Source organism: Blautia sp. MCC269 (assembly GCF_018785655.1).
Classification (GTDB): domain Bacteria; phylum Bacillota; class Clostridia; order Lachnospirales; family Lachnospiraceae; genus Blautia_A.
Genome location: NZ_WQQE01000013.1, coordinates 1 through 16,628 on the forward strand (window position 1 = coordinate 1; position 16,628 = coordinate 16,628).

Annotated in this window: 14 protein-coding genes, 8 tRNA genes and 1 pseudogene; 19 read left to right on the forward strand and 4 right to left on the reverse strand. The window is 44.4% G+C overall.

Annotation, left to right across the window (positions count from 1 at the left end):
- Positions 1–6: 6 nt before the first annotated feature.
- A tRNA-Asn gene (locus tag GPK88_RS04865) sits at positions 7–79 on the forward strand.
- 208 nt (positions 80–287) lie between these two features.
- On the opposite strand, the gene GPK88_RS04870 is transcribed toward GPK88_RS04865, so the two are convergent.
- Positions 288–854 carry a flavodoxin family protein gene (locus GPK88_RS04870; protein ID WP_173763168.1) on the reverse strand — a complete coding sequence of 189 codons (567 nt, stop codon included), beginning with the start codon at positions 852–854 and terminating at the stop codon, positions 288–290.
- Between the two features lie 314 nt (positions 855–1,168).
- Between GPK88_RS04870 and GPK88_RS04875 the strand changes: the two genes are divergently transcribed.
- The 11 genes from GPK88_RS04875 (at position 1,169) to GPK88_RS04925 (ending at position 6,033) form a co-directional block, all read left to right on the forward strand.
- Positions 1,169–1,240, forward strand: a tRNA-Glu gene (locus GPK88_RS04875).
- A 53-nt stretch (positions 1,241–1,293) separates the two neighbouring features.
- Positions 1,294–1,366, forward strand: a tRNA-Thr gene (locus tag GPK88_RS04880).
- A 4-nt stretch (positions 1,367–1,370) separates the two neighbouring features.
- Positions 1,371–1,444, forward strand: a tRNA-Ile gene (locus tag GPK88_RS04885).
- Positions 1,445–1,468: 24 nt separating this feature from the next.
- Positions 1,469–1,542, forward strand: a tRNA-Asp gene (locus GPK88_RS04890).
- Positions 1,543–1,551: 9 nt separating this feature from the next.
- Positions 1,552–1,624: transfer RNA gene (locus GPK88_RS04895), tRNA-Val, on the forward strand.
- 24 nt (positions 1,625–1,648) lie between these two features.
- A tRNA-Leu gene (locus tag GPK88_RS04900) sits at positions 1,649–1,732 on the forward strand.
- Positions 1,733–1,949: 217 nt separating this feature from the next.
- Positions 1,950–2,702, forward strand: a complete 753-nt coding sequence (locus GPK88_RS04905; RefSeq protein ID WP_118062057.1) for a tRNA threonylcarbamoyladenosine dehydratase — start codon at positions 1,950–1,952, stop codon at positions 2,700–2,702.
- A 174-nt stretch (positions 2,703–2,876) separates the two neighbouring features.
- Positions 2,877–3,920, forward strand: coding sequence for a [FeFe] hydrogenase H-cluster radical SAM maturase HydE (gene hydE, locus GPK88_RS04910; protein WP_173763169.1), 1,044 nt, complete (start codon positions 2,877–2,879; stop codon positions 3,918–3,920).
- 169 nt (positions 3,921–4,089) lie between these two features.
- Positions 4,090–4,674, forward strand: coding sequence for a TetR/AcrR family transcriptional regulator (locus GPK88_RS04915; RefSeq protein ID WP_195567697.1), 585 nt, complete (start codon positions 4,090–4,092; stop codon positions 4,672–4,674).
- 117 nt (positions 4,675–4,791) lie between these two features.
- On the forward strand, positions 4,792–5,202 hold the full coding sequence (locus GPK88_RS04920) for a metal-dependent transcriptional regulator (RefSeq protein ID WP_148445141.1): 411 nt from the start codon (positions 4,792–4,794) through the stop codon (positions 5,200–5,202).
- Positions 5,203–5,301: 99 nt separating this feature from the next.
- Positions 5,302–6,033, forward strand: a complete 732-nt coding sequence (locus tag GPK88_RS04925) for a histidine phosphatase family protein (protein ID WP_148445140.1) — start codon at positions 5,302–5,304, stop codon at positions 6,031–6,033.
- 278 nt (positions 6,034–6,311) lie between these two features.
- On the opposite strand, the gene GPK88_RS04930 is transcribed toward GPK88_RS04925, so the two are convergent.
- The gene (locus GPK88_RS04930; RefSeq protein ID WP_195567698.1) at positions 6,312–8,024 is read right to left on the reverse strand and encodes an ABC-ATPase domain-containing protein; all 1,713 of its coding nucleotides are present in this window, start codon (positions 8,022–8,024) and stop codon (positions 6,312–6,314) included.
- A 199-nt stretch (positions 8,025–8,223) separates the two neighbouring features.
- On the opposite strand from GPK88_RS04930, the gene GPK88_RS04935 reads away from it, so the two are divergent.
- The 5 genes from GPK88_RS04935 (at position 8,224) to GPK88_RS04955 (ending at position 13,835) form a co-directional block, all read left to right on the forward strand.
- Positions 8,224–9,618, forward strand: a complete 1,395-nt coding sequence (locus GPK88_RS04935) for an aminopeptidase (protein WP_195567699.1) — start codon at positions 8,224–8,226, stop codon at positions 9,616–9,618.
- 259 nt (positions 9,619–9,877) lie between these two features.
- The gene (locus GPK88_RS04940; RefSeq protein WP_148445137.1) at positions 9,878–10,585 is read left to right on the forward strand and encodes an ABC transporter ATP-binding protein; all 708 of its coding nucleotides are present in this window, start codon (positions 9,878–9,880) and stop codon (positions 10,583–10,585) included.
- Positions 10,586–10,590: 5 nt separating this feature from the next.
- Positions 10,591–12,378 carry an efflux RND transporter periplasmic adaptor subunit gene (locus tag GPK88_RS04945; RefSeq protein WP_195567700.1) on the forward strand — a complete coding sequence of 596 codons (1,788 nt, stop codon included), beginning with the start codon at positions 10,591–10,593 and terminating at the stop codon, positions 12,376–12,378.
- Positions 12,371–13,603, forward strand: coding sequence for an ABC transporter permease (locus GPK88_RS04950; protein WP_173763174.1), 1,233 nt, complete (start codon positions 12,371–12,373; stop codon positions 13,601–13,603). Before GPK88_RS04945 ends, GPK88_RS04950 begins: the two co-directional genes overlap by 8 nt.
- 158 nt (positions 13,604–13,761) lie before the next feature.
- Positions 13,762–13,835, forward strand: a tRNA-Arg gene (locus GPK88_RS04955).
- Positions 13,836–13,947: 112 nt separating this feature from the next.
- Here the strand turns inward: GPK88_RS04955 and GPK88_RS04960 are convergent.
- Positions 13,948–15,015: a site-specific integrase gene (locus GPK88_RS04960; protein WP_252197684.1), complete on the reverse strand. Its 1,068-nt coding sequence runs from the start codon at positions 15,013–15,015 to the stop codon at positions 13,948–13,950.
- Between the two features lie 121 nt (positions 15,016–15,136).
- On the opposite strand from GPK88_RS04960, the gene GPK88_RS19565 reads away from it, so the two are divergent.
- Entirely contained in the window at positions 15,137–15,301 is a 165-nt protein-coding gene (locus GPK88_RS19565; protein ID WP_148445175.1) for a hypothetical protein, read from the forward strand.
- Positions 15,295–16,401 (forward strand): DUF4179 domain-containing protein, encoded by a 1,107-nt coding sequence (locus GPK88_RS04970; RefSeq protein ID WP_173762683.1) that lies wholly within the window; start codon positions 15,295–15,297, stop codon positions 16,399–16,401. The genes GPK88_RS19565 and GPK88_RS04970 overlap by 7 nt, the downstream gene beginning before the upstream one ends.
- Before the next feature lie 105 nt (positions 16,402–16,506).
- Here GPK88_RS04970 and GPK88_RS19570 read toward each other — a convergent pair.
- A pseudogene (locus GPK88_RS19570) lies at positions 16,507–16,623 on the reverse strand (lactate utilization protein); the annotation flags it as partial.
- Positions 16,624–16,628 lie beyond the last annotated feature (5 nt).

Below are 16,628 nucleotides of genomic sequence, written 5' to 3' on the forward strand. Positions count from 1 at the left end.
AAGTATTCCTCCTTAGCTCAGTCGGTAGAGCATGCGGCTGTTAACCGCAGTGTCGTTGGTTCGAGTCCAACAGGGGGAGCTTTTTTATTGCCTGTAAACGTGAAGTTTATGGGATTTTTTTATTTTATAAAAGAAATTGTAGATATATAAACAACGCCTGCGTATACAGAAAAATATTTGTATACACAGGCGTTACTTTTTTGGACAAGTTTCCGCTCAGTATTTGCTGCTTTTGTACTTATACAGGAGCTTTACTTGTTGTAATCAAAGGAAAATGAGATCGCAATTTATCGAATGAAGTTTGTCATGATCTTCTGCTCTGTCTCAGGAGCCTCGATACCGGCCTTTTTACCGGCTTCAATGCATTTTAAGAGCCATGCCATATTATTGCCTACTGTACGCATGATCTGAAGGCCCTCGGCGTCTTTTCTGACGTCATCCGGAGTGTTGCCGTGAACCATTGGCCAGTAGTTTCCGGATACAACTGGCATCTGATGGTAGGTAAAGTATTTGATCAGTACATCCAGAGTTGCAGTAGTACCGGCACGTCTTGCGGAAGCAACTGCTGCAGCTGGTTTGTGGATCATGTCTTTTCCGGCTTTGGAAGCGAATTTATCCATAAATTCAATGATCTGGCCGGAAGGAGAAGCCCAGTAAACAGGAGAGCCAACAACAAGGGCATCAGCCTCTTTCATAATGGCAGCTGCGGCAGCAACGTTCTCAGGGGCAGGGTCGCCAGCCTGGAAGATCTCAGCCTCCACACCATTCTTCTTTAAGGTTTCTGCGATTTCTGTAAGTGCTGTATAAGTGCAGCCTTCTTTTCTCGGACTGCCGTTCAGTAATAAAACTTTCATTATTGAGTGTCATCCTTTCATATGAATTTTCGGCGACTGACTATGATAGAAGTCGCTGTACTTTCAATTATATACAGGGAAAAAATAATGTCAATGTTGGAAAAAAACAGAAAAAATTTTTTAGGATGATGCTTCGAAGAGTAACGGAGAACCCTCGAAAAGCCTTATTTTATAAGGGTTTTCGGCCTGTTTTACAGCTTTGTAAAAAAAAATGAAATTTTTCAAAAAAAAGCTTGCAATTATGAAAAAGGTATGGTATTATTTAACTCGTCGCTGAGGGAAATACGAAACAGCGAAAAACAAATACGAAATATGGCTCCATGGTCAAGCGGTTAAGACACCGCCCTTTCACGGCGGTAACAGGGGTTCAAATCCCCTTGGAGTCACTTAAAACTAAATTGGATATTCATTGACTCGATTCAACATTTGGTGTTAATACGCCGATGTGGCTCAATTGGCAGAGCAGCTGATTTGTAATCAGCAGGTTATCGGTTCGAGTCCGATCATCGGCTTTTTGGACCTTTAGCTCAGTTGGTTAGAGCAACCGGCTCATAACCGGTCGGTCCTGGGTTCGAGTCCCCGAAGGTCCATTTTATAAGTTTTATATTTTGCATGGCCCAGTGGCTCAGTTGGTTAGAGCGCCGCCCTGTCACGGCGGAGGTCGAGAGTTCGAGTCTCTTCTGGGTCGTTCATATTTGGGGTCTTAGCTCAGCTGGGAGAGCATCTGCCTTACAAGCAGAGGGTCATAGGTTCGAGCCCTATAGGCCCCATTTTTGAACAATTTAATTGAATATGCGGGTATGGTGGAATAGGCAGACACAAGAGACTTAAAATCTCTCGGGGGCAACTCCGTGCCGGTTCAAGTCCGGCTACCCGCAGTATCAGTAAGATTCCTTTTCAGGAATCTTTTTTTGTGTCATAAGATTTGTTTGCAGAAATAGGAAAATATTCCTAGTGTGTTGGTAGGGATATTGACAAGGTTATTTTCCCATGATAGAATCCTGACAGTTATAAAACGAATCAGACAGACATGGATAAAATCAGTCTGTTAACTGCAGAAATATATATGGAAAGAATATAAGGAGAAATCAGAAAATGCTGAATCAGTTTTCAAGAACAGAATTATTAATTGGAAAAGAAGGAATGGAAAAGCTGAAAAATTCCAGAGTTGCAGTATTCGGAATTGGCGGCGTTGGCGGATATACAGTGGAAGCACTGGTGAGAAGTGGTGTGGGAACCCTGGATCTGATCGATGATGACAAAGTATGCCTTACCAATATCAACCGCCAGATTTATGCAACAAGAAAAACGGTAGGAAAATATAAAGTTGATGTGGCCAGAGACCGTATCCTTGAAATCAATCCAGATGCAGTTGTAAATATCCATAAGACATTTTATGTGCCGGAGACAGCAGATTCCTTTGATTTCTCCCAGTATGATTATGTGGTCGATGCCATTGACACGGTAACTGGAAAACTGATGCTTGTAGAGCAGGCAAAAGCTTCAGGAACACCAATCATCAGCTCCATGGGCGCCGGAAATAAGATGGACCCTACCGGCTTTATGGTGACAGATATTTATAAGACATCTGTCTGCCCGCTGGCAAAGGTCATGCGTCGTGAGCTGAAAAAACGAGGGATCAAAAAACTGAAAGTTGTTTATTCACAGGAGAAACCGATGACTCCCATTGATGACATGGCGATCAGCTGCAAATCTCACTGCATCTGTCCTCCGGGAACGAAAAGAAAATGTACCCAGCGCCGTCAGGTACCGGGAAGCAACGCTTTTGTGCCATCAGTAGTGGGTCTGATTATTGCCGGCGAAGTTGTAAAAGATCTGATCAAATAAAATCTAAAATTTGGATATTCCGCAAGAACAGATATTGCAAGTTACTTATACTGTGCAGTATCTGTTTTTAATTGTCTCCGCAAAAACAGTTCTTTTTATAGAATGTTCAGATTTTTTATGATAAAATATTTTCTATAGATAATTCTGTAAATAAAAGAGAAGGACAGATAAAGTATGGGGATCGTTGAAAAATTTATAAAAGAGGGACAGCTGACAAAGGAAGAATATCCGGAACTTCTGCGGTTATATCAGGATGTAGATGCGGTTCGTCTGCTTCGGGAAGAAGCTGTCCGTATTCAGAAGAAATATTTTGGAAATAAAATCTATACAAGAGGTCTGATCGAATTTACCAATTATTGCAGAAATGACTGTTATTACTGCGGAATTCGCCGTTCTAACAAAAATGCCATCCGTTACCGTCTTACAAAGGAAGAAATCCTTAAGTGCTGTGAGAATGGTTATGAGTTGGGATTTCGGACATTTGTGCTCCAGGGCGGAGAAGATCCATGGTTTAACGATGACCGAATGGTGGATATCATCCAGTCCATCAAACAGGGATATCCGGACTGTGCCATTACGTTGTCCATTGGGGAGAAATCAAAAGAAAGTTATCAGAAGTTCAAAGAAGCCGGCGCAGACCGTTATTTACTCCGCCATGAGACAGCCAATGAGGAACATTACCGCTATCTCCATCCGGAGAATTTAAGCCTTACAAACCGGAAACAGTGTCTTTATGATCTGAAGGATCTTGGATATCAGATCGGAGCAGGTTTTATGGTAGGGGCCCCGGGACAGACCATGGAGCATCTGGCGGAGGATCTTGTTTTTCTGAAAGAGCTGAACCCGCATATGGTGGGGATCGGACCGTTTATCCCACATCATGATACGAAATTTGCAGAGGAACCTGCGGGAAGTGTGGATCTGACGCTGTTCCTTTTGTCTGTGATCCGGATTATGCTGCCACAGGTACTTCTTCCGGCGACCACAGCACTTGGAACCCTGGATCCCAGAGGTCGGGAAAAAGGTTTCCAGGCAGGCGCCAATGTGGTAATGCCAAATCTTTCTCCTGTGAAGAACCGGAAACAGTACGAACTTTATGATAACAAAATCTGTACGGGAGAGGAAGCGGCAGAGTGCAGAGGATGTCTTTCCAGACGTGTGGAGTCGGTAGGATATGAGATCGTCACAGACCGTGGAGATTCCCCGATGATGGCCTGATACTTCCCTGATTCGGTTAAATATTTTATATATCAATACTTTCTTTTTTGGGTAATTTACGGTAAAATACCAGTAAGATCAGATTGCTAAAAAATTAACAGCTGATCAGAAACAAGCGGAATTTTCCTGTATGCGGATAAAACAGGAAAAATTATGGAGTGCGTACAATATGGAAAAAACAGAAAATGCTGTGCGGAGCAGACTTCTGGAAGCTGGAATGGAAGAATTCAGAGACAGGGGATTTCTGAAGGCTTCTCTTCGGGCGATCTGCAAAAAAGCAGATGTGACTACGGGAGCGCTATATTTCTTTTTTGAAAGCAAGTCGGCTCTTTTTGAGGAGATCGTGGAAGAAACGGTGGAAAAGCTCAAAGAGATTACCGGGGATTTTTCCAATCAGGAAAAACAGTTGCAGCCAGAAGAAAATGACAGGATTCTTATGGAATTTATCTGGGAAAACCGGGATATCGCAAGAATCCTTATAGATGGGGCGGAAGGAACCAGATATGATAATTTCCGGGAAGATACCTGCACCAAAATGGAGCAGTTTCTTCAGGAAAATTTCAGGGAAAAATGTGGAAAAGAAGCAGATGGTGATCTGGTACATATTCTGGCAGAAACGAAATTGCAGGGATACAGTGAATTGCTCAGAGGTGATTATTCGAGAGAAAAGTTCCTGGAGATTTTCAGAATGTTAAAGATCTGTTCCAGCCAGAGTTTCCTTGCAGTTGCAGCGGAAATAAACAGGAATCAGTAAAGACCTGGCAGCTTTGGGCTGTCAGGCTTTTTTTCTGTGAAAACCATTGCTCATTTTCCGGAAGTATGCTATGATTAACTTGGTTAGTTTCAACAAACCGAGGGAGGTGTAAACAGCATGAGATCAAATGAATCATCGGAAGATTATCTGGAGACGATCCTGATTCTGGGAAATAAGAGTTCGCTTGTAAGAGCTGTGGATATTGCATCAGAAATGGGCTTTAAGAAACCAAGTGTCAGCGTTGCCATGAAGAATCTTCGCCAGAAAAATCTCATCACAGTAGCAGACAACGGAGATATCCGTCTGACAGAAGAAGGGCATAAGATCGCGGACAAGGTATACGAACGTCACCAGCTGATCTCTTCCTGGCTGATGATGCTGGGAGTACAGGAAAAGACAGCACTTCATGATGCCTGCAGGATTGAGCACATTATCAGTGAAGAGAGTTTCCAGGCACTGAAGAGAGCGGTACATGAGCTGAGAGAACAGCAGGAATCTGCAAAAGAGGATGCTGCAGATCAGGCTTAAGAGGATCTTTCACAGTGTCACAGAGTATATCAGGAATTGACAACTGAAAAAATAAGAATATAATGGAAATCCAGGTTATAAAATGGAGGATACCAAAAGATGAAATTACTTTTTATACGACATGGCGACCCGGATTACACAATAGATTCCCTGACCGAAAAGGGCTGGAAAGAGGCGGAATTCCTTTCCGAGAAGATCGCTGCTCTTGATGTCAGGGATTTTTATGTCTCACCACTTGGAAGAGCAAAGGATACTGCATCCTGCACATTGAAGAAAACCGGAAGAACAGCCACAGAATGTAAGTGGCTCAGAGAATTTGACGTAAAGATCAAAAGACCGGATATGAACGGGGAGAAGATCATTCCCTGGGACTGGCTCCCCCAGGACTGGACGAAGATTGAGAACTTCTACAGTTTTGACCGTTGGTGGGATAATGATATCCTGAGAGAAGGAAAAATGAAAGAAGAGTATGACTGGGTTACACAGAATTTTGATAAAGTTCTGGCAGAACATGGTTATGTGCGTGAGGGACATTACTACAGAGCGGAGAAAGCCAACGAGGATACCCTTGTGTTCTTCTGCCATTTCGGAGTAAGCTGTGTGTTGATCAGTTATCTTCTCAGCATTTCTCCACTGGTCATGCTGCAGAATTTCTGTGCGGCGCCGTCATCGGTGAGCACCATCGTAACGGAGGAGAGAAGAAAAGGAATCGCATCCTTCCGTATGAGTTCTTTTGGGGATATCTCACATCTGTATGCCCATCAGGAGCCACCGGCCTTTGCTGCCAGATTCTGTGAGACCTATGATAATAAAGAGCAGAGACATGATTAAAGAGAGAAAGAAAAGGCCGTAATATCCCGGGAATTTTCCGGAATACAACAGAAAATAAAGGTCAACAGGATTATTTTGGGAAATGGTTAGACTTCGTTAATAAAATTTATAAATTTATTAGAAATTGTACAAATTTCTCTCACATTTATCCTGTATGATATAAACATCTTAAGAGAACAGAAGCTCTTAAGAAAAACTCTTTCCTTTCCCTAAAATATGTATGAAGATAAACCACCGTTCCGTTGGCAAGACAGAGCCGACAGGACGGTGGTTTTGATTTACGGTCTTCTGTAACGGTTGAAACAGGAATAGATCTCCTGGATCCTTGGCATGGCATAACCACATGGAATATAGCTTCCCTCAGAGAAGAAATCCAGGCCCTGTTTTTTCAGCTGGGAATCCAGATAAGTGACGATCTCCGGCAGAGTACGTTTTCCGTCAATGAGATGTTCACAGGCATACTTCAGAAGCAATGCCAGAGAAGCTGTCTGCTCGGAGTCGATCAGTTGCTCCACATAGCGGAGGTCCATTTCCGTTTTTCCAATAGAGAAGCCGTCTTTGCCGTGAACTTTGGTTTTCAGTCTTTCCGGCTGGCCCGGGCGGCTGTGGCGGGATGGAGCTGCTTTGGCTCTGGTCATGACACGATGGCTTTCCGGCAGGCAAAACGCTGGTGTTTCAACGTCTGAGAGCGGATATTCCTGACAGAGTTTTCTGGTAACTGCTGTGATATCTACAGGATGATAATTATCCATCTGGATCACAGTATCCGCAATGTGGAAAAATGCTCCGGAGCTTCCGGCAACCAGAATGGTGGAGATCCCAGCCTTTTCATAGAGATCCCGTGCACGTTCCAGAAATGGAGTGATGGGCTCTTTTTCCCGGCAGATCACGCGCTGCATGAAGGAATCCCGCACCATAAAATTGGTGGCAGAAGTATCCTCGTCAAGAAGAAAAACTTTACTTCCGGCTTCCATACTTTCCACGATCCCGGCAGCCTGGGAAGTGCTGCCGCTGGCATCCTCTGTAGAAAAGCAGAGGGTGTCTTTTTTGTTTGGAAGATCGTTGATAAAAAGAGAAATATCTACATCTTTGATAAAACGGCCATCTTCAGAGCGGAGTTTCTGGGCAGAGGAATCGGTAATAACATATTCACGGCCATCACCGGAAATATGGTTGTAAATACCCAGTTCCAGTGCGTTAAGCAAGGTAGACTTGCCGTGGTAGCCGCCGCCTACGATCAATGTGATGCCGCAGGGAATGCCCATGCCTGTGATGGTTCCTCTGTGGGGCAGATCCATGGAAATCCGCAGGTTTTCCGGAGAAACAAAAGGAACGGAATTTTTCATCGGGCGGGAAGAGATGCCGCTTTCCCTGGGAAGGATGGCTCCATCGTTTACAAAAGCAGCCAGGGAACGCTTCGCAAGTTCCTGGCGGATATATTCCTGGTCTTCGGCGAGCTCGATGGCTTCTTTCAGACGGCTGACGTCAAGGTTCCGGTAAAAGAACGCTTTATGCACGCAGACCGGGAGAAAATCGAAGAGGATTTTTTCCAGTTCGGGGGAGTTGATGGTTCTGCCATTGGCCGGGAAACCGATAAAAAACCGGGCAGTGATGCCTTTTTCCGTAATCTCGCAGGCAGTACGCGCAAGAACTTCCTGACCACAGTGACTGACGGAGATAAGGCCACTTTTTCCGGAGCCTTTTGCACGGAAGGTATAATGATTTACCTGCTGTTCAAACTGTCGGTTCAGGAAATCTCCCAGTGTGATACGGGTCAGGGAATCCTTGTAATATTCTCCCGGAAATCCGGTGTCACGGTGGGAAAGTTTCACGCTGATATGAGACGGAGATGCAAAAGGATCTCCCTGTACGTGGTCAATAGACAAAATGTAACGGTCAAACTGGTATGCACCCCGCAGGGACTTGTATGCGGGATAACTTTTGCGGTTGATGCTGTGAAGAAGCTCTTTTAACTGAGCAGATGATTGCATGTTGATTCCTCCTTTGCCCTGGTAAAGTCAGACAGGGCTAATTCTTAAGAACTACTATAACGAATCATAAAGATTTTGTAAAGAATGTCAATTGCGGTGGAAATTCATAAGTGTTTGACCTATAATAGTAGACAGATTGCAGATAATATGATGAGAAACGGTATCTGTCAGAAGTTATAAAGAAAGGTGGAACATGAAGATGGAAAGAAGAAATGCGTGGCTCTCCTACAAGGAAGCAGAAGAGACAGAAATGGAGAATCTTGCAAAAGCCTACAGAGAATTTCTGGATAAAGGAAAAACAGAGCGTGAATGCGTTACAGAGATCGTGAAGGAAGCAGAAGCTGCCGGATACGAATCCCTTGAGTCCAAGATCGAAAAAGGCGAGAAGATCAAAGCCGGTGACAAGGTTTATGCAGTAGGAATGAAGAAGATCGTCGCCCTGTTCCATGTAGGATGCGAAGAACTTTCCAGAGGCATGAGTATCCTCTGTGCACATATTGACTCACCGAGGCTGGATGTGAAGCAGAATCCACTGTATGAGGATACAGACCTTGCTTATCTGGATACCCATTATTACGGCGGTGTGAAAAAATATCAGTGGGTGACACTTCCACTTGCCATGCATGGTGTTGTTGCAAAGAAGGACGGCAGTGTTGTGGAGGTCAGCATTGGTGAGGATGAGGAAGATCCGGTACTTTACATCACAGATCTTCTGATCCACCTTTCCGGAAAACAGCTCCAGAAAAAGGCTGCTGAGGTTATTGAGGGTGAGAAGCTGGATATCCTGATCGGCAGCAGACCTCTTGCGGACCTTCCGGATGATAAGAAAAAAGATGCTGTAAAACAAAACGTTCTGAATATCCTGAATGAAAAATATGGTATTGAAGAGGAAGATTTTCTTTCCGCAGAGCTGGAGATCGTTCCGGCAGGAAAAGCCAGAGACTGTGGACTTGACCGCAGCATGATCGCGGCATATGGACAGGATGACCGTGTATGCGCCTATACTTCTCTTGCGGCAATGCTGGAGATGAAAGAGACACCGAAACGTACCGGATGCTGTCTCCTTGTAGATAAGGAAGAGATCGGAAGCGTTGGTGCCACCGGTATGCAGTCCAGATTTTTTGAGAACAGTGTGGCAGAGCTTCTGGATGGAATGGGCTGCTATTCCGAGCTTGCCTTAAGACGTGCACTTCGCAATTCCAGCATGCTTTCTTCTGACGTAAGCGCAGGTTATGATCCGGCTTATGCAGAGGCTTTTGAGAAAAAGAATGCGGCATATCTGGGACGCGGCATTGTTCTTAACAAGTTCACCGGAGCAAGAGGAAAATCCGGTTCCAACGATGCCAACGCAGAGTATGTGGCAAGAGTACGCAGGATCTTTGATGATCATGATGTTGCTTTCCAGACAGCGGAGCTTGGAAAAGTCGATTTTGGTGGCGGCGGAACCATCGCTTATATTGCGGCACTTTACGGAATGGAAGTCATTGACAGCGGTGTGGCTGTGCTGAGTATGCATGCTCCGTGGGAAGTTACCAGCAAGGCGGATGTGTATGAGGCATACAAAGCATATAAAGCATTTTTACTTGATGCATAAAAATGTGTCAGTTCTGAAGACATTCAGGTGATCTTTTCGTTACAGATTAATGAGCGGGGTTTTCCCGGAAATGACAGAGCAGTCTGCCTGCTGCTGTTTTGGTGCGGATTGTTCCGACCATAAACAGCAGTATCCCCTGCAGACTTCGCTCTGTATTTTTTAACCAAATCAAGTAAGTCCCCTGCGGGGTTGCGAAAAGTAATAAGCAGTGAGTGTGGCTTTCCTGAGTCTGGTTTACTTTAGAAGGAGTACTTTAATTATGGAAGAAGCATTGGTACGGGTAGTGGATCTGTGCAAGGTCTACAATCCCGGAGAAAATGAGGTGCGGGCGCTGGATCATGTGAACCTGGAGATCCATAAAGGTGAATTTGTGGCTATCATCGGACAGTCCGGATCCGGAAAATCTACATTTATGAACATGCTGGGCTGTCTGGATGTTCCCACCTCCGGGAAATATTATCTGAATGGAACAGACGTATCCACAATGAAAGATAATGATCTTTCGGTGGTACGAAATAAGGAGATCGGTTTTATCTTTCAGGGTTTTAACCTGATTGCAAATCTTACTGCAATAGAAAATGTGGAGCTTCCTCTGATCTATCGTGGGATTGACCGGAAAACAAGAAGAAAACTTGCTGTGGAATCCCTCAAAAAAGTCGGACTTGAGAAGCGTATGGATCATAAACCAAACGAAATGTCAGGAGGACAGCAGCAGCGTGTGGCCATTGCAAGAGCCATTGCTGCCAAGCCGCCGGTGATTCTGGCGGATGAACCAACCGGAAATCTGGACTCTGCATCCAGCCGGGAAATTATGGAAATTCTGAAGGGAATGCACAGATCCGGAGAAACTTTGATTCTGATCACCCATGATAATGGAATTGCGGCTCAGGCCAAACGAGTGGTCCGGATCATGGATGGAAAAATTGAATCAGATATGATTAATGAGGAATTCATCGAGGAGGCTTAACAGAAATGAAAAAAGGGAAAAAGTTTGTGATCGGTGTGGCGGCAGTTGCTGTTGTAGCAGGCGGTGTTTACGCAGTAGCGGGAGGAAGCCGCGGTGAGGCACAGATTCCTCAGGTTTCAGTTACAAAGGCGGAAACCGGAGATGTGGAAGAAATCGTGGACGCAACCGGAACGGTGGTCAGTGATGAACAGAAAACTTTTTATTCACCGGTAAACGCGCAGATAAAAAACGTATCTTTTGCAGAAGGTGATTCTGTCTCAAAGGGCACAAAACTTGTGGAATTTGAGCTGAAAGATCTGGAGAGAGATAATCAGAAGGCAGAACTGAATGTGAAATCCGGAGAGTATGATTACAAAAATTCCATCAATAAATCCGATGAGGCACAGCAGAAACAGAATGACGCCAAATCAAAAGCTTCCAGTCTGGAACAGCAGGTGAAAGATAAGCAGAACTATCTGGCATCACTGAAATCTCAGCTGGCATCTGTACAGGCGCAGGCAGCAGCAGACGCACAGGCCCAGGCTCAGGCGGAAGCCCAGGCAAAAGCCGATGCTCAGGCAGCCCAGGAGGCAGAAATCCAGAGAGCATATGCGGCAGCGCTTACTACATATCAGAATGAAACGCTTCCCCAGTATCAGAAAGAACTGGGCGAGCTGAATGCTGCCTATATTAAGGCGCAGAGCGAGTATAACCAGGCGGATAATAATTACCAGATGGCTTTTGCCCAGTGGCAGGTAGACCAGAGTGATGAGAATGCTCAGGCACTGGATGAAGCGGAGAGTACAAGAAGCCAGGCTGAGATCGACTGTCAGGCGGCGAAAGAAGCTTACGAGGATAAAAAGGCGGCTCAGCCGAAAATGCCGGAATATTCGGATTACAGCAGTGCAGGAGGGGAAGATTTTGTTACAGACGGAACACAGGACGATGGACAGGATCTGACAGACCAGGGAAGTGTATCCGCTGCTTCCACAGGTTCATCTGTGGATACTTCAGGAATTGAGAATGCCATTGAGCAGGCAAGTTCTGATCTGGCAGATCTTCAGTCTGATCTTGCGACACAGAAATCCATTGCAGAGGCAGATTCCACCAGCCTTACAAAGGAGGAAAAAGAGAAGTTGCGTGTCAGCAATAATCTTACAGAACTGGATGCCAAATCCGCAAAAGAACTTGTTGCAGAAGGAAAAAAAGGCATCACGGCAGATTTTAATGGCGTTATTTCCAAGTCTGCAGTGCAGCAGGGCGCGGCAGTGACACAGGGAATGGAACTTTTTACCCTGCAGAATACAGATAAAGTCAGCGTGGATATCAATGTATCCAAGTATGATTATGCAAAGGTAAAAGAAGGCCAGACTGCGGATATCACCATTGGTGATAAGAAATATACTGGTAAAGTGACAAAGATCAGCCACATTGCGATAACCAATGAGAAAGGTTCTACTCTGATCGCAGCTACCGTCAGCATTGACAAACCGGATAAAGATATTTTCCTCGGTGTTGACGCAAAGGTGAAGATCTATGCGGAAAAGGCTGAAGATGTAGTTACGCTTCCGGCAGGTGTGGTAAATATCGGTAAAGATGGTTCTTTCTGCTATGTGCTGAAAGATGGTGTGATCACAAAACAGGATATCACAACGGGAATCAGCTCCGAGGATTTTGTTGAAATTACAGATGGAATCAGGGCAGGAGACGAGGTCATCGAGGATCTGGGTTCCCTGGAAGAGGGAATGACCGCAGAGGCAGCGCCAGCGGATGTTGACAGTGCAGCAGAGACAGGGGAGACTGCCAATGAGTAATATTTATGAATATATCAAAATGGCGATCCACAATATTATGGCCAATAAGGGAAGATCGTTTCTTACCATGCTGGGTATCATCATCGGTATCGCGTCGGTGATCGCCATTGTTTCCATTGGTGAGGGAACCAAGAATCAGATGAACAGTGAGATCAATGATATCGGCGGCGGTCAGATCGCGGTTTACTGCAGCGATGATGCCACTGCAGATGATGTCTGGATCCAGCCGGAGGATATTGATGCAGTCCGGGAACTGGATGGCGTGGAAGGTGTCAATGTTTCAGATTCCTATATCGGTGAGACTGTAACCGGAAAAGGTGATTTTAATCTGACTGTGACCGGAGAGGCTCAGGATGCAAAACTGGTGGACAATGCTTCTATGAAGTACGGAAGCTATTTCGGGCAGAAAGAGGTGGAAGAGGGAAAAAATGTCTGCGTAATCTCCGATGCTGATGCGAAGCGGCTTTTTGGAACGGACGATGTAGTGGGAATGACTCTGGATGTCACCTGCTATGATCTGACCAAAACGTTCCGCATCTGCGGAGTTACCACACAGAAGGAGAACGGCACTTTTGTCAGCTATACCTATGATGGCATGCCTGTGTCCATTAACGTGCCTTATACGGCCATGGATGACTTTACAGGAAGTACCGGTGAGTTTTATCAGATCACAGTCCAGGCAGATAAAAATCTGGATTCCCAGGTGGTGGCAGATAAGATCGTAAATCTTCTGGAGAGACGCCATCAGTGTGCCGGAGACGATTATTTCCAGGTACAGAGCTTCCAGGATATCATGAAATCCATGAACCAGATGCTTGGAATGGTCACCGCATTTATTTCTTTTGTTGCGGGAATTTCCCTTCTGGTAGGCGGTATTGGTGTTATGAATATCATGCTGGTGTCCGTCACAGAGCGTACTAGGGAGATCGGCATCCGTAAATCCCTTGGGGCAAAGACTTCTTCCATTATGCTTCAGTTCCTTGCTGAGGCAGCGATCCTGACCATCATGGGTGGCCTGATCGGCATTGTGCTTGGCATCGCAGGGGGTCATGTGATCTGTGCGGTGATCGGAAACAGTATGGGAACCACCATCACACCAGGGATCAGTCTGGGAACCATCCTGGCGGCAACATTATTCTCCTGTGCAGTAGGTGTATTCTTCGGAATCTATCCGGCAAGAAAAGCAGCCAAACTCAGTCCTATTGAGGCACTCAGAAGAAACTAGAAAACTGTTGCTTTTGCATCAAAAATAGCAATAAAAAATATTTTTAAAAAAAAATAAAAAAACTTTCAAAAAACCCTTGACATTTTACAGGCCTTAGAGTATCATACATATTGTTGCAGCGGTGATACGAAATATCACAAAGGAAAAGCAACAAAGATGTGCGTTTAGCTCAGCTGGATAGAGCGTTTGGCTACGGACCAAAAGGTCGGGGGTTCGAATCCTCTAACGCACGCTATGTCGAAAGGCTGGAAACCTTGAAAAATCAATGGTTTCCGGCTTTTTTTGTGTTTGTGAATTTGAGCTCGAACCTGTGACTTCCTGTGACAAGGAAAATTCGGGTGAAATCAGTTTGCAAATGCCTTCTCCATGATACTCAGACTTTCCTCCGGAGTCAGTGGATTATAGATGTATCCTAATGTTGTTGCGGTGTTGCTGTGGCCGAGGCAGGCACGGATCTGATCCAGAGGCAGACCGGCTGCGTTCAGTCGGCTTGCGTAAGTCTTTCTCAGCTTGTGACTGCGCTTTACGTCGGTACAAATATGCTTGCAGGCGTATTCCAGCATACTGTTAATTGAACGGAGATTTAAATATTTGCTGCCATATCCGAAGATGAAGTCATCAGGTTGGGCATCAGGAGCATTTGATCTTAATAATTGAAAAATCTCCTGAGCTTTGTGTACAACAGGAATGACACGCTCTGTATGAGTCTTGGTATGATCAAGCAATACATACACACCTTTTCTACCTTCCTGACCAGGAAGAATAACAATTTGTCCGGAAGTCTTATACACATCATAATAAGGATTACTCAGCTCTGTAGCATCCATATGTACCATTTCCTGGATAATTGATATTTCCCACTTGTCCATGTTCAGATCTCGCCAGCGAAGGGCACACAATTCTCCGGCACGTAATCCCATCAGAAAATTGCAAACGATGGACAAAAAGCGTGCTTCATGTTTCTTGTCGTATGATTTCCAGAGATCCTCAATGATATTATGATATTCGTTGGTATTGTAAACTTGAGTTTCACTGGTTGGTTTAGACACCTGACGGAATTTAACGGTTACCTTGAGTTCAGGAAATGGATTACTGGCAATATATCCATGGTCTTTCGCATACTCAAACATCTGTTTTGGAATGGTTTTTATCGTCTGCCAGGCGTGACTGGATAAATTATATTTTTTGATCAACTGGTTGGCCCAGGAATTGATATCCGAGACCTTGATTTCCTGTAAGGGAATCTGAAAGAAATCAGTTCCGTCAAAAAATCTTTTCCAGTGTTTTCTGTGGGCACAGATAGTGTTAGGACTGTCAGTGATAGTTCTTTTGTAGTTCAGCCATTCCTCAAAGATATCCTGTAGGCAAGTGGAAGTGGCTTCTATATAGTATGGCTTTAATGCATCCAACAATTCACCGCGGGTTTTTCGTTGAATTCGTTTGTCATAGTTCTGGGGATTGGCAGTGTACCAGGCATCTCTTTTAGGGTTGTATAAGATATTGTACTTGTGAAGTCTTTTTTCGCAAAAAGAGATTAGTGAAATTCTGGAGATCCCGACAGGAACGATCAAAAGCAAACTTTCCAGGGCAAGAGATTCTTTAAAAGAACAGCTTTCTAATGAGGAAAAACCACCAACTGCCAGGAAGAACAGTAAAATGTCGGATAAAGTGACAGGAAAGGGGAAAATGCCATGTTAGAAAATAAATGGAAAGATATAGCACCAGAAGTACCGTATGATTTTCACGAAAAGTTTGAAGAGACGCTGCAGCAGATTGATGAAGCAGATGTTGCAGGTAAAAGATATAAGAGAAAGAAGATACGTGGCCGTGTATTAATTGTGGCAGCGGTGATCTGTGCTGCTATGGCTGTTACTGTGGCTGCAAAAGAGTTCTTTAAATGGAATGATTACCTGGTGAAAAGACTAGATCCATCGGAGGAACAGCAGGAGACACTGCAGGAATCAACTTATATTCAGAATATAGACCAGTCTGTAACACAAAATGGTGTGACGGTTACCCTGACAGATTCTGTTCAGGATCAGGGATTCCTGTATGTTTTTTTTGAAGTGAAAACAGAGGACAGTATTTCTATGACTGATCATACTTCTTTTGAGGAGATGACACATTTTAAGATCGATGGAAAAGAAGTATATGCAGTGGACGATAACAGATTTGGAAGTTTCAATACTGGGGTAGGACAGGATGAATTACTGAAAACAGATCAAAATTCTGCGCATCTTAAACATTTTAACGCCTATATATCTTATGACAGTGATTATGATCTGAGTAATAAAACAGTAGAAATCACATTAAAGAATCTTACGGAGGAAGAAGATTATGATAAGACAGTCATTACAGATGGAACATGGGACTTTAAATGGACCTTGGGTGCAGTAAAGCCTCAGACAACTCTGGAAGTGAACCGGAAATGTGATTTTGGAGGTTATGAAATCACAGTGAAAAAAATGGAAGTAACGCCCCTTTTATGGTCATTATATCTTGATTATGATGAAGCTATGAAGGTGTATGAAGATGAAAAAAACAAATTTGAGTACGCAGGTACGGACTATGGCATGGATCTTTATGCCAGAACTAGTATTGACCAGGTGCGTTATAAAGATGGAACGGTTTTAACACTTGATAGGACCATGGGAGGCATCGCTGGCGGTGGAGAAAAACAGGATAAGGAAAATGGTGTCCTGATCATCAGAAACAGCTTTCCGCAACTGGTTGATGTAGATAACCTGCAGGCGGTACATTTTGGGAACATTGACCAGTGGCTTGAAGTGCGGGAATAGGAATGTGCTGATAACCACTGAAATTTAAGGAGTCAACAACATATGATAAGAAGCCGGAAAATCAGTTTTTCATTACTGATTTTCCGGCTTCTTGTAGTTGTCAAATCAATATCCAAGTGTGTCGTTAACGAGGATCACGTGGATTCTGTCAGTGTGTCTGGAGAATCTGGTAATCAGGAACTGGCAGCAGATAGTATCCATGGATTTGCAGTCAAAGCATTTGGGAT

What these genes read in the sequence shown, in the direction of transcription:
- GPK88_RS04870 (WP_173763168.1), bottom strand. Translation starts at nt 854, where the DNA reads ATGAAAGTTTTATTACTGAACGGCAGTCCGAGAAAAGAAGGCTGCACT.
- GPK88_RS04905 (WP_118062057.1), top strand. Translation starts at nt 1,950, where the DNA reads ATGCTGAATCAGTTTTCAAGAACAGAATTATTAATTGGAAAAGAAGGA.
- hydE (WP_173763169.1), top strand. Translation starts at nt 2,877, where the DNA reads ATGGGGATCGTTGAAAAATTTATAAAAGAGGGACAGCTGACAAAGGAA.
- GPK88_RS04915 (WP_195567697.1), top strand. Translation starts at nt 4,090, where the DNA reads ATGGAAAAAACAGAAAATGCTGTGCGGAGCAGACTTCTGGAAGCTGGA.
- GPK88_RS04920 (WP_148445141.1), top strand. Translation starts at nt 4,792, where the DNA reads ATGAGATCAAATGAATCATCGGAAGATTATCTGGAGACGATCCTGATT.
- GPK88_RS04925 (WP_148445140.1), top strand. Translation starts at nt 5,302, where the DNA reads ATGAAATTACTTTTTATACGACATGGCGACCCGGATTACACAATAGAT.
- GPK88_RS04930 (WP_195567698.1), bottom strand. Translation starts at nt 8,024, where the DNA reads ATGCAATCATCTGCTCAGTTAAAAGAGCTTCTTCACAGCATCAACCGC.
- GPK88_RS04935 (WP_195567699.1), top strand. Translation starts at nt 8,224, where the DNA reads ATGGAAAGAAGAAATGCGTGGCTCTCCTACAAGGAAGCAGAAGAGACA.
- GPK88_RS04940 (WP_148445137.1), top strand. Translation starts at nt 9,878, where the DNA reads ATGGAAGAAGCATTGGTACGGGTAGTGGATCTGTGCAAGGTCTACAAT.
- GPK88_RS04945 (WP_195567700.1), top strand. Translation starts at nt 10,591, where the DNA reads ATGAAAAAAGGGAAAAAGTTTGTGATCGGTGTGGCGGCAGTTGCTGTT.
- GPK88_RS04950 (WP_173763174.1), top strand. Translation starts at nt 12,371, where the DNA reads ATGAGTAATATTTATGAATATATCAAAATGGCGATCCACAATATTATG.
- GPK88_RS04970 (WP_173762683.1), top strand. Translation starts at nt 15,295, where the DNA reads ATGTTAGAAAATAAATGGAAAGATATAGCACCAGAAGTACCGTATGAT.